We start from the raw sequence: 14362 nt of genomic DNA on the forward strand, positions 1-14362 counted from the left end.
TAATCGCTAGCGTGTCGACCGTGCTGTAGCCCGGTCGACACACACTTTCACTCTTCTCAATCCAGCCGCAACTCAGGCGGCTCGGGCGCATCCTTGGTCGCCGGGGTCACTTGGGTATTCACCGGTTGCAGCGTTGTTTGCCCAGCCGGTGCGCCGTGCTTGTCGACCGGCTCTGCGGGCACCAGTTTGTATTCCAGGCCTTGGGTGTTCTTGAGGTAGATCTCCATCTGGCGGAACGAGATGTTGATGTGCTGCTTCTTGAACTCGCGATTGATGAAGCGGTTGATCTCGTCGAGCACCGGGTTGCGGTCGCCCAGGTCGCGTACGTGCATGCGCAGTTCGTGGTCGAGGGTGCTTTCGCCGAAGTTCAGGAAGTAGACGATCGGCTCTGGTTCCTTGAGCACCCGAGGATTTTCCCGGGCGGCTTGCAGCAGCAGGGAGCGCACCAGGTCCAGGTCCGAGCCGTAATCCACGCCCAGCTTGAGGGTTACGCGGGTGACGGTGTCGGTCAGCGACCAGTTGATGAGCTGGCCGGTGATGAACGTCTTGTTCGGGACGATGATGTCCTTGCGGTCGAAGTCGGTGATGGTCGTGGCACGGATGCGGATCTTGCTGACCGTCCCCGACAGGGCGCCGATGGTGATGGTGTCGCCGATCCGCACCGGACGTTCGAAGAGGATCATGATGCCGGAAATGAAGTTGGCGAAGATTTCCTGCATGCCGAAGCCCAGACCCACCGACAGCGCCGCGACCAGCCACTGCAATTTGTCCCAGCTCACGCCCAGCGTCGACAGCGTGGTGACGAAGCCGACGCCGGCGATGGTGTATGACAGCAGCGTGGTCGTCGCGTAGGCACTGCCCTGCGCGAGGTTCATGCGTGACAGCACCAGCACTTCCAGCAGGCCGGGCAGGTTGCCGGCGAGTACGAAGGTGATGACGATGATCACCCCCGCACCGAGGAAGTCGCTCAGGCTGATCGGCACCATGCTCATGTTGGCCCCGGTGCCACTGGTGTATTCGTAGAGAATGATGTTGTCCAGGTAGGCGAACACGGTGATCAGCTCGGCCCACACCAGGTACAGCGCGCCGACGAATCCGGCCAGCAGGGCCAGACGGATCAGGCGCAGCGACTGCTGGTTGACCTGTTCAATGTCCAGCTTGGGTTCTTCGACCGGAATGTCGCTGTCGCCGTTTTCTCTGGCTGCCTGACGCTTGGCCAGCGCGCGCTGATAGGCCAGACGCCGGGCGGCCACGCTCAGGCCACGGACGAACGTCGCCTCGACCATCAGCCAGATCATCATCAGGTACAGGGTGTCGATCAGGCGGTCGCTGAGCTTGAGCGCGGTGTAATAGTAGCCAAAGCAAACCGCGAGGAAGAGCGCGACCGGCAATGCCGTGAACACCACGCCGACGGTTTTGCGAAACAGTGAGGCATTGTGATGCGTGGGGCTGGAGATCAGCAGGCGGGCGAGCAGCCAGGTCATCAGGGCGTAACAGGTCAGAACTACGCCGATCCCCAGTACGTCGTCGGCCAGTGCGGCAGGCTGGTGTTCAGCAACGGCCACCACCGCCACCAGGGCCAGAACGACCAGCCCCAGACGCCGTACCCAGCCACGCAGGAACTCGACCTGCGCGGTCTCCCAGCGGAAGTGCAACTGCGCAACGCCTTGCGGTGCAAGTACGCGATAGGCGGTGTAGAACACCAGCCAGGCGAGTGCGATCTGCAGCAATGCCTCGCCGAGGTTGGCGTTTTGACCACGGGCGTCGATCTGCAGGGCGTAGCCGCACAGGGCCAGTCCCAGTGCGACGGGCATGGCCAGCAGTACGTTGAACAGCAGCGCCAGTGGCGTTTTCCATTGACTGTCACGCTTGAAGTGACCGATATCGGCGTGCAGGCGATTGAGCTTCTGGTACAGCGCCTTGCGTCTCCAGGTCAGTATGCCGATCAACAGCAGCAAGGGCAGGAACAGCAGCGGGCGCTGGGTCAGGCCGTCTGACAGTTCGCTTAGGCTGGACGTCCAGGGCAGGGTGGAGACCTGCTTTTGCAGGCGTGGCCAGATATTCTGAAACCATTCCACGTCCAGCGGCTTGTTGCTGGGGATCCAGAACATCTGCTCATCGAGTGTGGCGCGCAGCCCTTGAGCGGTGCTGGTCAGCTGTTTCTGGTTCAATTGCAGCGTGATGGATTCGTTGAGCAACGCGCTCAGCTCGCGATTGAGGCGCTCCAGCAAGTCACTGCGGGTGATGGCCAGGTCCAGCAGCGTCCGACGCAGTTGCGGGGTGACGTTTTCAGGCGGCTGGGTAGCGAGCAGCCGCTCGACGTAAGCGGTCGGCGTGCTCATCTGTTCGCGTTGCTGGTTGATGTCGAACTGATACAGGCGGATGTTGGCGATTTCGTCGGCCAGGCCCTTGTCCAGCTCCAGATGCGGCAACGCCTGCTTCTGCTTGTAGAGAATCTTGGACAGCAGCAGGCTGCCGCTCAGCACATTGATCTGCTCGCTGAGGGCTTGATCGGTCTGGGTCAGGTTGTCGAGTTGCTGCTTGGTCTTGAGGTTCTGCTGAGTTAGCTCGTTGAGGCGATCGGTGCCGCGCAACAGGTAGTCCGACAGCTTGAGGTTGGCGGCGCTCTCGGTGGCCAGCAGGCTGCTGCCGCCGGACTTCTGCGCTTCCAGGGACAGGTCGGCGACCGTTTTTTGCGACTGGGCACGACGCTTGTCGTTGATCAGGGTCTGCAGGTCCTGAATTTCCTGCTCCTGGCGCGCCACCTTCTCGGTCAGCAAGTCATGCTGGCTGTTGCCCAGGTCTTGTAATTGGCTGTTGCCGGCCAGTTCCTGGCGACGCAGCAGGTTGAGGGCGTTGATCGAGGCCAGCTCTGCATTGAGCAGGTTTCTTTGGTCGGCGCTCAGCGGTTTGCCGTTGTCCTTGCCATTCTTGAGGATGGCGTTGATCTGCTGGATGCGCGTCTGGTTGGCGCTGATCTCAGTCTGCGCACGCTCCGGCCGCGTTTGCGCGGTAATGGCCAGGCTGTTGGCGTCGTTGAGTTCGCTCTGCAGATCACTTTGCTGGGTGCTGCGCTGACTGAGCAGTTGCTCCAGCTGCGGTACGTCGAGGCCGCCATAACGCTGGGCCACGGGCACCACTTTGCTTTCTTTCAGGCGGGCCAGTTCACGCTGGTTTTCCGACGTCTGTTTTGGCGCCTGGGCAAGCTGCTGTTTGAGCGCTTCGAGTTTCTGTTCGCTGTCCTTCTTGCTGGCCAGAAAGGCCAGTGTCTGCTCGAGCACTTGTTGCAGTGCCTTTTGCTCGGCGTCTGGCAGCTTGCGGTCGGCAATCTTGTCGAGGCTTTGCTGAACAGCGTCGCTGCTGGGCGGGTCGGCGGCGAGCACCGGGAAGGAAGACAGGCAGAGCGCAAACAGTGCGGCAGCACAAAAGGAACGCAGGGAAAACATAGACACCGGTCGCATGATGATACGTGTGGGTTGGCAGTTTAAAGGAACAGTCCGGGGCCCGGGCGGGTTCCTTCGGGGAATTTGACGCCCACTTTCTGGATCTTGTTCCCGTCCATGACGGCAACTGTCCAAATAGTTCCATTCCATTCAATCTGGTCGCCCACCACCGGCTCGCCACGGTTCTTCTGCACAATGAACTGGCTGAGCGGCATGCCTGGGTCGATGCCGTCGAGTTTCAGGCCATACAGGGCCGCCACTTCACCCAGCCTTGCGTCGCCTTCGAGCACGAAGTCGCCGAAGAAACGCAGGTCCAGCCCACGCTGCGGTGCCTGGCTGAACAATTTGCCCAGCGCTGGAAGGTCATGTTCGTGGCCTATCACGCACAGCAGATCACCCACTTCCAGCGTCGTGCTGCCGGACGGATGGAGCAGTTGCTGGCCGCGGAACAGTGCCGCGATACGCGTGCCTTCCGGCATCTTCAGTTCACGCAGAGCCGCGCCAATGCACCACTTTTCGGCGCCCAGGCGGTAGACGAACAACTCCCATTCGCTGGTGACGTGCACCTCCAGCGCGGCCCGGGAAATCGGCGCGGGATCAGGCGGAACCGTCACTTTGAGCAGTTTGGCCATCCACGGCAGGCTGGTGCCTTGCAGCAACAGCGAAACCAGCACGATAAAGAACGCCAGGTTGAAGTACAGCTGTGCGTTGGGCAGGCCGGCCATCAGCGGGAACACCGCGAGGATGATCGGTACCGCGCCACGCAGGCCGACCCAGGCGATAAAGGCTTTTTCGCGATCATGGAAGGCCTTGAACGGCAGCAGGCCGACCATCACCGACAGTGGACGTGCCACCAGAATCATCCACAGCGCCAGACCCAGCGCCGGTATCGCAATCGGCAGCAGATCGTGCGGCGTGACCAGCAGGCCCAGCACCAGAAACATGCCGATCTGTGCCAGCCAGGCCATGCCGTCGAGCATGTGCAGGATGCCGTGGCGACTACGAATCGGCCGGTTGCCGAGTACCAGACCGCACAGGTAGACCGCGAGAAAGCCGCTGCCGTGGATGGCGTTGGTCAGGGCGAAGATTGCCAGGCCACCGGCGATCACCAGAATCGGGTAGAGGCCGGCGGCCAGATTGATGCGGTTGACCAGTTGCAGCAGGATCCAGCCGCCGCCCAGACCGATGAAGCTGCCGATACCGAATTCCTGGATCAGGTGCCCCAGCAGTCCCCAGTGCAAGCCGGTCTGCCCACTGGCCAGCATGCCGATCAGGGTGACGGTCAGGAATACGGCCATGGGGTCGTTGCTGCCCGACTCGATCTCGAGGCTGGCGGTAACGCGCTCGTTCAAGCCTTTGCCGCCCAGCAGTGAGAACACCGCCGCGGCGTCTGTGGAGCCGACGATCGCGCCGATCAACAGGCCCTGAATAACGCTGAGATTGAACAGCCACGCAGCCATCATGCCGGTCAGTACCGTGGTGATCAGCACGCCCACCGTCGCCAGCGACAAGGCCGGCCATAGCGCAACCCGGAAACTGGCCACCCGCGTTCGCAGCCCGCCGTCGAGCAGGATGACCGCCAGCGCAAGGTTGCCGACCAGGTAGGCGGTCGCGTAGTTATCAAAGATGATCCCGCCGCCATCGACGCCTGCGACCATGCCTACTGCGAGGATGATGACCAGGATCGGAATGCCGAGGCGTGACGAAAGAGAACTGACCAGGATGCTCGCGGCTACCAGCAACGCGCCGATCAGGAACAGGCTGTTGATGGTGGTGGCGTCCAAAGGCGGTACTCCGTAGAAAACTGAATTGAAGCGGGAAGGGCGAAAGCTGACCATGCAGTCCGCGTGCCAAGGGATTTAACCTGTTGAATTGCTTGGCTGTCAAAGAGCAATTTCGAGCGATTGACCCAGACCGGCGATTCCGGGCTCACGATTGGTTGCAATCCAGCGGCTGACACATAGTTATATACCGCAGACCAGGCCTTCTTGCCCCCTACTGTAGGGGCTCCAACCACCAAGAAGGTTTTCATCATGGACGATGAATTTGCAGCACAGTACGACTTCGGCGATGACGACAGGGCTGGCGATGATGACTCTGACGCAGAGTTCTGGGCGCGGGTAGACGAAGACTATTCGGTCAGCGATTACTTCCGCCTCAACCCGATCAGCCTACAGTCACCTGCCGCCCTTGCTGCGCGGGACGTGGCACAAGAATGCCAGTCAAGGTGGGGTATCGAGATCGATCCGGACGACACTTTGATCGCCACGCTGTATATCGAGGACCCGAAGCTCTATCCCGCTCCTCACCGCGCCAATGTCGCTCACTCGATGACGCTGACCGAGGCGCTGCTGCGCAACTGGCAGCAAAACGGTAATGGCGACTGGTTTGATCACCTCGGGCATTTGCAGCCCCATCATGAGGACGGTCTCGACTGTCAGGTCATGGATGAAAAACTGCCGTCCTATGACTGCGTCGCTTATGAAGCGGTGTACCGGAAAACCGCTCCGCAGCACTACAATTCGACGACGCAACTGCGCCTGACTGCCGAGGCGTTCAAGCAGTACATCTGGGATCACAACCTGCAAGCCGGCTATCTCGCCTACCTGAAACAGTTCTGGCAGGCGCACGCCGACGACTACAACCTGATGCTCAAGGCCGGTCTGTTCAGGGCGGCCTGGCTGCAAGCCGAGGAAAACACGCTCAAGGCCGAGCACAAGGACATGGTGCTGGAGGCGCTCGGGCTGCCTGCCGATCAGGGCTGGAAACAGCTGAGTTTCGGCGCTTTTGTCGCCGCGCCGATTTCCACTCGCGTGACGATTTCCGAATTGCAGGTGCATGGCTACAGCGCCGCCGACATCATGGTCATACGCAGTGCCGATTCGCCGACCGTGCTGCTCTACATCCCTGGCAACTCGTCACCGATTCATACCTTCGCCAACGCCGACGCGCTCAAGGACTGGATCGCGCTGATGTGCAAGGATCCAGGCAAACGTAGGTCTTTCGAGGGGCATTTCAGTGCTGCGGATGACGTCGATGGCTTTTTCTACAGCGGCGTTGCCACCGCCCTCAGAGGCTTCGCTGTCTACCCCAAACTGCTGGACGCGGCGACCGGCGGGTGGAACCCGCGCAAACTGGTGCAGTTCGGCGAGCCGCTACAGCCCTGGCCGTTCTCGCACTTCAAGCATCGGGTCAAGGCGAAGTCTGAAGCGGACGCGCTGCAAAAAATACGCAGCCATAGCGATTACTGGAAAGAGGAAGCCAGCAGCGGGTTGAGTGAGTGCGTGTCTGTCCTGGGCGGCGTCGCGATCGTCTTTCCTGAACTGATTCCGGTCATCGCGGGGCTGTCTCTCGCGCTGGTCGGGCTGGGCGTCGATGCCGCGGTCAATGGCCGTACGCTGGACGCGCGCCAGACGGGGCTATGGCGGATTGCCTTCGGTGTATTGAACGCGTTACCGATTATTGCCGAGGGGGGCGCTGCGGTTGAGGCTGGTGCCGAAACCAGGCTGATTGACGAGGCGCGAGGCGGTTATGAGGTTTCTGGCCCCACCACACCGATCGACCCTGTTATCGAGGTCGAGCCGATTCCGGTGTTCAGGGAAGAGCCGCCGGCCTTGCGTTCGCTCGATGCCAAAATGCGCCGCCTGTTGCGCGCGCTCGAAGTGACTCAAGACCTGCCAGGACTGGCCTCGGGCGAAGTGGCGGGTATTTATCCGCTGCAAGGCAAAAGTTACATCGAGCTGCATGATCAGGCGTTTCGGGTCGAGTGGGTGCCACAGGAAAAGCAGTACCGGATTCGCTCTGATTCTGATCCGCGTGTCTGGGGGCCTTACGTGAAGACTATCGACACCGGCTATTGGGATCTGGACCTCAAGCTTGGTTTGCGTGGCGGGGAAAGCTTCGACGGCTCGCGATTACCGCCGGCCAGTGAGGCAGACAGCGCGGTGGTGGCGGTCATACCTGACGAGCCCGCAATCGAGGTACAGCGCTGGGGCCCCAAGGTACAGGTCGAGTTGCCACTGGATCAGATCATGGTCGAGGAGGTACAGAGCCAGGCAAAAGGGACGGTCGTAGAGAAGTACTTCATTCAGATCGGAGGGATCAGGAAGAACGTCTATTACGATGCCGATATTCCATGCTGGCGCACTGACTCGTCTTCAAACGGCCTGGTCTGGCTGGACCGCAACGGTTTCTGGAACAGTGGGTCGGAGGATGCATTCAGGAAGGTAGAGGCAAAACTGCCACAGAGCCGCCGGTTCGAAATCTATTCTTTCCCTCGCGTGCCCAGGTTGCCTGCAGATGCCGAGCCCATCAGCCGTGTGATTCATCACATATGGCTGGGCGAACGCATGCCGGGCGATAACCTGCTGGAAAAGATGCTGGATAACATGCGCACCAGCCCGGACTTGCGCTTCGAACTGCATATCGACATCCACCACCCGACGGCGCATCAGCAGTTGCTGGATTACTTCAGCGAACATCCGCAGATGCGGATTTCCAGGCTCAAGGAAGAAGCGTTTTTCCCCACGTTCCTGAAGGGTGAAAATGGCGAGGCGTTCAACTATTTCATGCACTCGGAGAATCGTAATTATGCGGCGGCGTCGGACATTCTGCGCTATCGGCTGATCAACGAATACGGCGGCATTTATCTGGATTGCGATGACACCATTAATGTCCCTTTCGCAGGCACGCCATTGAAAGCAGGGCCCAATGATGTATTGCTGGGCAGGCGTCTGGATGCGCAGCAACTGAGCTACACCGGCCCGGGTAACAGCCATTTCGCCAGCCACCCGGACAACCCGGTGCTGAAGAGGATCCTGAAAGAAATAAACATGCGCTTTCAGAATGAAAAGCAGACCAACAAGGCGTTTTTCAGTACGCGCAGACCCTTCACTGACCACAGCAGCGAAGCCTCGCGCAGCGCCTCCAGAGACCGGATGACACCGTACATGACGCGCATTTCCGATCTGACCGGTCCCAAACTCATGTCAGACGTCTTGAGAAAGCTGCGACCTGACTATTTCGATCTGCTGGAGCGTTCCTATTTACCGGTCGATGAGGTCTTGTCTGTGTTGTACATCGAACACCTGAACGAGGCCGTGGACTTTTATTTTCCATTCAAGGGCAGGGCAAAAATTACACCAGGCTCCGAGAATGGTTGGTAAGGCATTCAGTGTTTGCAGCGGTTCGTCGGCTGAGCCGCCACCTGCATTCATACGTCCGTGAAGGTATAGATAGTTAGCACCACGAACGCCCTGATGAATGATTACGTGCATGACTTCTCTCATACAGGAAGACGTCATGCCACTGAGTTCTCTGGAAACACCTGAAACCGACCAGCAACAGCTGCGCGCCTGTGCGCAGCAGTTCGTTCTCGATTATCCCGATCTTTACGATTTGGCCCATAGCGCCGCCAGCAGGATCATTCTTCAGCACACCCACCGCGTGTTCGCTCCGGAGCGGGTGTATTGGCATCGTTTCAGCAGTGCCAGCAGCAGTCCACGCACGTTTACCGGCTGGCAGCATTCCGGAACGCCGGTGCAGTCGATGACTTTGATCGAGTTGCTCATGCGGCACTTCAGCGCCCACGATCAGGAAGCCAGCGACGAGCTTTCCCTGTACGGCGGTTTCTATACCGATGGCCCGGATCATGGGGTTTTCGACGAGCGCAACGAGGTGCCCATGCTGCCTCAGGACGTGCTCAGAGACATGTGGACGCTTGATTTCAGCGCGCTGTACACCCGCCGTATGGAGCGTTTCTGGAGCCTGCACAGCGAGAACTTCTGCACCCTGGCCAAGGCACGCTATCTGGTTGCAGCCAGTCATTGTCTGCGCAAGGGCCAGCTTTCAGCCGTCGATTTCAAGCATGTCACGAGCGTCGTCATCGCCGACCCCTTGCAGACGCCTACGCTGAAGGCGTTGCAGGGCCCGCTCCCTGCGACTCCCGGTATCACGCTACATACGCTGGATATCGATGGCATCAAGGCCCATGACATTTTGCGTATCGTCACCGCCGCTGGCCGCGAGATCATCTACTGGCCCGATGCCGAGCAGCCGTTCATGGCGTTCGATAGCGAACGTGCGGTGTACCGCTGGCTCAAGGCCCGGTTCATGGGCGAGCACACAGACAAGGCGATAACACGTCAGTTTCTGCGTGGTGAGGCGTCCCGTAAAAAGGACGGTGAGCGATTCTTTCGCGCGGTGAGCCAGTTGCTCGCGCACGACTGGCGTGCCGACATCCCACTCGTCAACCTGGGGCAGGCACCTATTGTGGGTGACCCCTTCGTGTATCTGCGAGACGTCGTTCGACAGGGCATGGCCGCCGATGCGCGTGAACGGCTGACTTCCAACGCGGATCTGCGCAAGCAGATGTGGATCGGCTACCTGGGCGCGTTCATGCAGGCGTTTGGCGGGCTTGCGGCTTTGGGTTGGCCAATCGCCTTGACGCTGGTTGGCGCAAGTCTCGCCAATACCGGTTTGAACATTGATCAGGCGGTCAATGGCGAGACCGCGGCGCAGCGCAAGGCTGGCGTGTTGGGCGCGATCAACAACATTATTTATCTGCTCTTCAACCTGCCGCTGTTGATGTCCCTGCGTGCCGTCCCTCAGCCTGTGCCGGTGGCTGCAACCGAAGGGCTGCCGATCTCCAGCGAGGTGCTGGAAAGCAGCAGCGCGCCGGCCCATCCACTGGACAATATGGAAGGTAACCTGCTGCTCGACAGCCTGACGCCTTCAACTGCGGAGGGCAGGTTTCGCGGCATCTACACGCTGGGCAATGGCGAAACCTGGATCAAGCTTGCGCAACTGCCCTATCGCGTGATGTTCAATGAGCAGCAGCAATGCTGGCTTATCGTCAACCCAGACAACCCGTTTGCATTCGCAGGCAGCAAGCCGGTGCGTCTGAGTGCCGACGGGGAGTGGGCGTTACTTGACTCGCCCGGTCTGCAGGGCGGTGCCCCGATGGATGTGCCGGTGCCGTCAAGCAGTGCATCCGCCGCGACGGGCAAGCCTTATGTGACCGTGCACTCGGCCTTTTGGGACAGGTATCTGCAAACCGATCTGTTCAATGAGCAGCACTATGCCGAAGTGGCGTTGGCTCGGCAGAAAGACGTGATGACGATTTGGGAGCCAGGCCCTGAGGAGGCCCCTATGTCGGACTCATCACCCGACGGCGACGAGGTGTACAAAGACCCTTGGCATGGCAAACACCGGGTTTTCAAGCTCGGTGAGGACGACTATTACGGCAGAAATATCATGCTCTATACCCAGGATGACGCTGAATTCAATCAGTTCCTGCGCACGGGCGAGAGCAAAAGGGCCAATCAGGTACAACTCATCGAACGACTGGCCGATGACATCCAGGTGGTGGGGTACAACAATGATGTCGAGTTGTACCGCGGCGGCAGTGGTGATCGCGGGACTTCGGGTGCCGTGTTCCGCAGCGGGCAGATCAAGGTCGGTGATGTGCTGGTCAATACCGATGTCACCTCGTTCAGTGAAAACCCCTATGTGGTCAGCGCCTTCGCCAGCAGTCGGGCCGGTGCGCCCATTAACGCCATGATTGGCCCGGTAACTTTCGATGACACGTCGGTGGTCTTCGTTTTGCCCAAGGGCCGATACCTGAGGGCCACGCCGATTGCACCGTTTTCAGCCTCGCCCGAGGAAGCCGAATCAATCTTTTTGCCCGGCTGCTACTTTCAGATCGACAGCATCGAAGAGGTGAGCGGCGAGTTTTACCGCATCATGAAAATCCAGATGCAGGAGGTGGATCGTCCTGCTCAAGGACGCGCGCTTTACGACATGCGCACGGGCGAGCCCTTCAGCCGAGAGCAGTACGCACTCAAGCTGGGTAACGATGCCAAGCCACTGGTCGACCGGTTTTTCCCGCAGGAGCCACTGGCGGATCTGTTCGGCTTTCACTGATCAAGTGCTAGTCAGGTTTTTATCAGAACCAGTCGTCGCGCATTGCCAGGCAGGTGTCATCGCGGTTCTCTAGAATCGTCAGTTCGTGATGGCAACCCGGTACTTCCCACGTCAGGAAGTACCTGGCTGCCTGCAGTTTGCCGCGATAAAAGTCGCCGTCGGCCTGATTGCCACCAATCAAACCTTCTTCTGCGCGGATCGCCTGTTCGAGCCATCGCCAACCGACTACCGTGTGGCCGAATGCCTTTAGGTACAGCGCCGAGTTGGCCAGCGTGCTGGTGATTCTGCCCTGTGCCAGATCGGTCAGCAGCCCGAGGGTGACGGTCTGCACGCGTGCGAGCAGTTGCTGCAGGGGTTGGCGCAGTTCGTCGAGTGTCTGATGGGCCTGGGCGCGTTCGCAGGTCGCCGAGATCAGGCGCAGCAGTTGCTTGAGGCCGGTGCCGCCATTCTGCGCCAGCTTGCGGCCAAGCAGGTCGAGCGACTGGATGCCGTGAGTGCCTTCATGGATCGCATTGAGGCGGTTATCCCGGTAATACTGCTCGACCGGGTATTCGCGGGTGTAACCGTGGCCGCCCAGGACCTGGATCGCCAGTTCGTTGGCCTTCAGGCAGAACTCCGACGGCCATGACTTGACCACCGGGGTCAGCAGGTCCAGCAATTCATGCGCGTGCTTGCGATCGTCTTCGCTTTCGCCGGTCTGTGTGTCATCGAACAGCCGCGAGGCGTACAGGCACAGGTCAAACGCGCCTTCCACGTAAGCTTTCTCGGTCAGCAGCATGCGCCGCACATCAGCATGCTCAATGATGGATACCGGTTTGCTGTCCGGGCTTTTGCTATCCGGCAAGCGCCCTTGCGGCCGCTCGCGGGCGTACTCCAGTGAATAAAGGTAGCCGGAATAACCCAGCATCGCCGCGCCAAGCCCGACGCCGATGCGCGCTTCGTTCATCATCTGGAACATGTAATTCAGGCCGTGATGAGGCTTGCCCACCAGATAGCCGACACACTCGCCGTTATCGCCGAAATTCAGCGCGGTGGAGGTGGTGCCTTTCCAGCCCATCTTGTGAAACAGACCCGCCAGCAGCACATCATTGCGTTGGCCGAGGCTGCCGTCATCGCTGACCAGAAACTTGGGCACGATGAACAGCGAGATACCTTTGACCCCGGCCGGCGCATCCGGCAGTTTTGCCAGGACCATGTGCACGATGTTCTCCGACAGCGAATGATCCCCGCAGGAAATGAATATCTTGTTGCCACGCAGCCGATAAGTGCCGTCGCCTGCCGGTTCGGCGCGTGTGCGGATATCTGACAGCGACGAACCGGCATGCGGCTCGGTCAGCGCCATGGTGCCGAAGAAGCGGCCTTCGATCATGGGTTGCAGAAAACGCTGCTTCTGCTCGTCGTCGGCAAAACTCTCGATCAGATTGGCCGCGCCCATCGTCAGAAACGGGTACGACGTGGTCCCGACATTGGCCGCCTGAAAGTGGGCAAAACAGGCTTGCGACAGCAGGGTAGGCAACTGCATGCCGCCTGCGTCGAAATCGCGTGATGCATTGAGAAAGCCGGCCTCGAGAAACGCGTCTATCGCGGGTTTGACTTCCGGTATCAGGATGGCTTCGCCATTTTCATAGCGTGGCTCGTTTTCGTCGGCCTTGCGGTTGTGCGGTGCAAAGTACTTTTCCGCAATGGCGCGCGCCGTTCCCAGCGCCGCATCAAAGGTTTCCCGCGAATGCTCGGCAAAGCGCTCGCGACGCGTCAGACCTTCGGCGTCCAGAACTTCATACAGCTCGAAAGCCAGATTTCTGGAACTGAGCAGCGACTCGGACATGATGGCGTACCTGATTTTTGGAATCTTCCGAGTCTAGAGCCGGGCGTACGCGATGAACAGGAGGATTGACGAGCGTGATGGGGGTGTAAAAAGGACACGCCTGGAAATCGGCCGTCAGCTTTCCACGCATCTGTTGTCGAAAAAAATCTAACTGCTGGTATTTTTATCAGGTTCTCCTGCCCGATTTTTATTTCAGAGTATAGGCGTAAGTTAATGAGCTACGACTATCAAGGAGAAGAGTTATGGACTCAAAGGTTATTGTAATGGATATAAGTCCGGCTACTATTCAGGCAGGTTGGAGGGGAGAGGCTGTGCCCAGTGTTGACCTCCCGGTGCCGGAGAAGCTTTTCAATGGACAGGGAGAGGTTGTCGAGTGGGGGGCAGTTTCAGCGCTGTTGGATACGGTACTGCTGGATAAGTTTAAATGGTCAGACAATGACGAGGTGACGATTATGTATGTCGTCCCCTCGCTGATGCCGAAGGCGGGCAAGGAAAAGCTTCTTCAGCTAAGCTTTGACGACGACAAATATAGGCTGAAGGGGGTTTTTCTGAAGTCGGCTGCTTCTGCAATTCTTTTTTCATTGGATCGTACAAAAACGACGCTGGAGGGTGAAACGGTTCCGAATGTAACCGGGGTCGCAATAAGGACGGATAAAAAAACGGCTATCATCACGGTTGACCCTGTTTTTCAGGGTGTACTACTTCCTTCGGCGGCACTGAAGCTGACCAAAAATAATTGGGAAGGCTCGTTCGATCCTCAGTTCGCATTGTCTGACGATTCTATTAATATCTTGGCCGATACGATTGTGCTGGCTGTGCAAAGAACTAATGTTGATGTTCGCTCATTGCTTTATAAAAACCTGGTGCTGTCAGGTAGCAGAGTTAATGAGTCAGGGTTTTATGAGAAGCTTAAAAAGAGTATTACTGAAAAAGCGCCCAAGGGAGCACTGATTGGTATGACGCTTGATCCTAAGCCGGAAAGTGCCGCATGGCGAGGTGCAGCCATGTATGCCGCTACTGAAGGGGTTGTTGGAGGCGCAGTAACCAAGCAGGACTATGACCATTACAGTGCAGGTTCATAGTAAATGTCCGTTTTAATGTGGCTGTACTAGCGGCGGTCTATGCGTACTGTATTGACAGTTTGAAGATTGCTGACGCAGAGCGTCCATCA

At 58.8% G+C, this 14362-nt stretch carries 6 protein-coding genes; 3 read left to right on the plus strand and 3 right to left on the minus strand.

What is annotated here, in order from left to right:
• Nucleotides 1–56: 56 nt before the first annotated feature.
• The gene (gene mscK / locus JOE39_RS22070) at nucleotides 57–3446 is read right to left on the minus strand and encodes a mechanosensitive channel MscK (RefSeq protein WP_024648809.1); all 3390 of its coding nucleotides are present in this window, start codon (nucleotides 3444–3446) and stop codon (nucleotides 57–59) included.
• A 38-nt stretch (nucleotides 3447–3484) separates the two neighbouring features.
• Nucleotides 3485–5227 carry a potassium/proton antiporter gene (locus JOE39_RS22075; RefSeq protein WP_003422423.1) on the minus strand — a complete coding sequence of 581 codons (1743 nt, stop codon included), beginning with the start codon at nucleotides 5225–5227 and terminating at the stop codon, nucleotides 3485–3487.
• 249 nt (nucleotides 5228–5476) lie between these two features.
• On the opposite strand from JOE39_RS22075, the gene JOE39_RS22080 reads away from it, so the two are divergent.
• Nucleotides 5477–8608 (plus strand): DUF6543 domain-containing protein, encoded by a 3132-nt coding sequence (locus JOE39_RS22080; protein WP_210078277.1) that lies wholly within the window; start codon nucleotides 5477–5479, stop codon nucleotides 8606–8608.
• Between the two features lie 136 nt (nucleotides 8609–8744).
• On the plus strand, nucleotides 8745–11366 hold the full coding sequence (locus tag JOE39_RS22085; RefSeq protein ID WP_210078665.1) for a DUF6543 domain-containing protein: 2622 nt from the start codon (nucleotides 8745–8747) through the stop codon (nucleotides 11364–11366).
• 22 nt (nucleotides 11367–11388) lie between these two features.
• Here JOE39_RS22085 and JOE39_RS22090 read toward each other — a convergent pair whose 3' ends face one another.
• On the minus strand, nucleotides 11389–13191 hold the full coding sequence (locus JOE39_RS22090; protein WP_210078275.1) for an acyl-CoA dehydrogenase: 1803 nt from the start codon (nucleotides 13189–13191) through the stop codon (nucleotides 11389–11391).
• 242 nt (nucleotides 13192–13433) lie between these two features.
• On the opposite strand from JOE39_RS22090, the gene JOE39_RS22095 reads away from it, so the two are divergent.
• Nucleotides 13434–14273, plus strand: coding sequence for a syringactin (locus JOE39_RS22095; RefSeq protein ID WP_003392183.1), 840 nt, complete (start codon nucleotides 13434–13436; stop codon nucleotides 14271–14273).
• The last annotated feature ends 89 nt before the right edge of the window (nucleotides 14274–14362 follow it).

Origin of the sequence: Pseudomonas sp. PvP100 (assembly GCF_017833055.1) — a bacterium.
In the GTDB taxonomy this organism is placed as follows: Bacteria; Pseudomonadota; Gammaproteobacteria; order Pseudomonadales; family Pseudomonadaceae; genus Aquipseudomonas; species Aquipseudomonas syringae.

Excerpts from the sequence above, each read along its gene's own strand:
- mscK (WP_024648809.1), bottom strand. The coding sequence starts at position 3,446 with ATGTTTTCCCTGCGTTCCTTTTGTGCTGCCGCACTGTTTGCGCTCTGC.
- JOE39_RS22080 (WP_210078277.1), top strand. The coding sequence starts at position 5,477 with ATGGACGATGAATTTGCAGCACAGTACGACTTCGGCGATGACGACAGG.
- JOE39_RS22085 (WP_210078665.1), top strand. The coding sequence starts at position 8,745 with ATGCCACTGAGTTCTCTGGAAACACCTGAAACCGACCAGCAACAGCTG.
- JOE39_RS22090 (WP_210078275.1), bottom strand. The coding sequence starts at position 13,191 with ATGTCCGAGTCGCTGCTCAGTTCCAGAAATCTGGCTTTCGAGCTGTAT.
- JOE39_RS22095 (WP_003392183.1), top strand. The coding sequence starts at position 13,434 with ATGGACTCAAAGGTTATTGTAATGGATATAAGTCCGGCTACTATTCAG.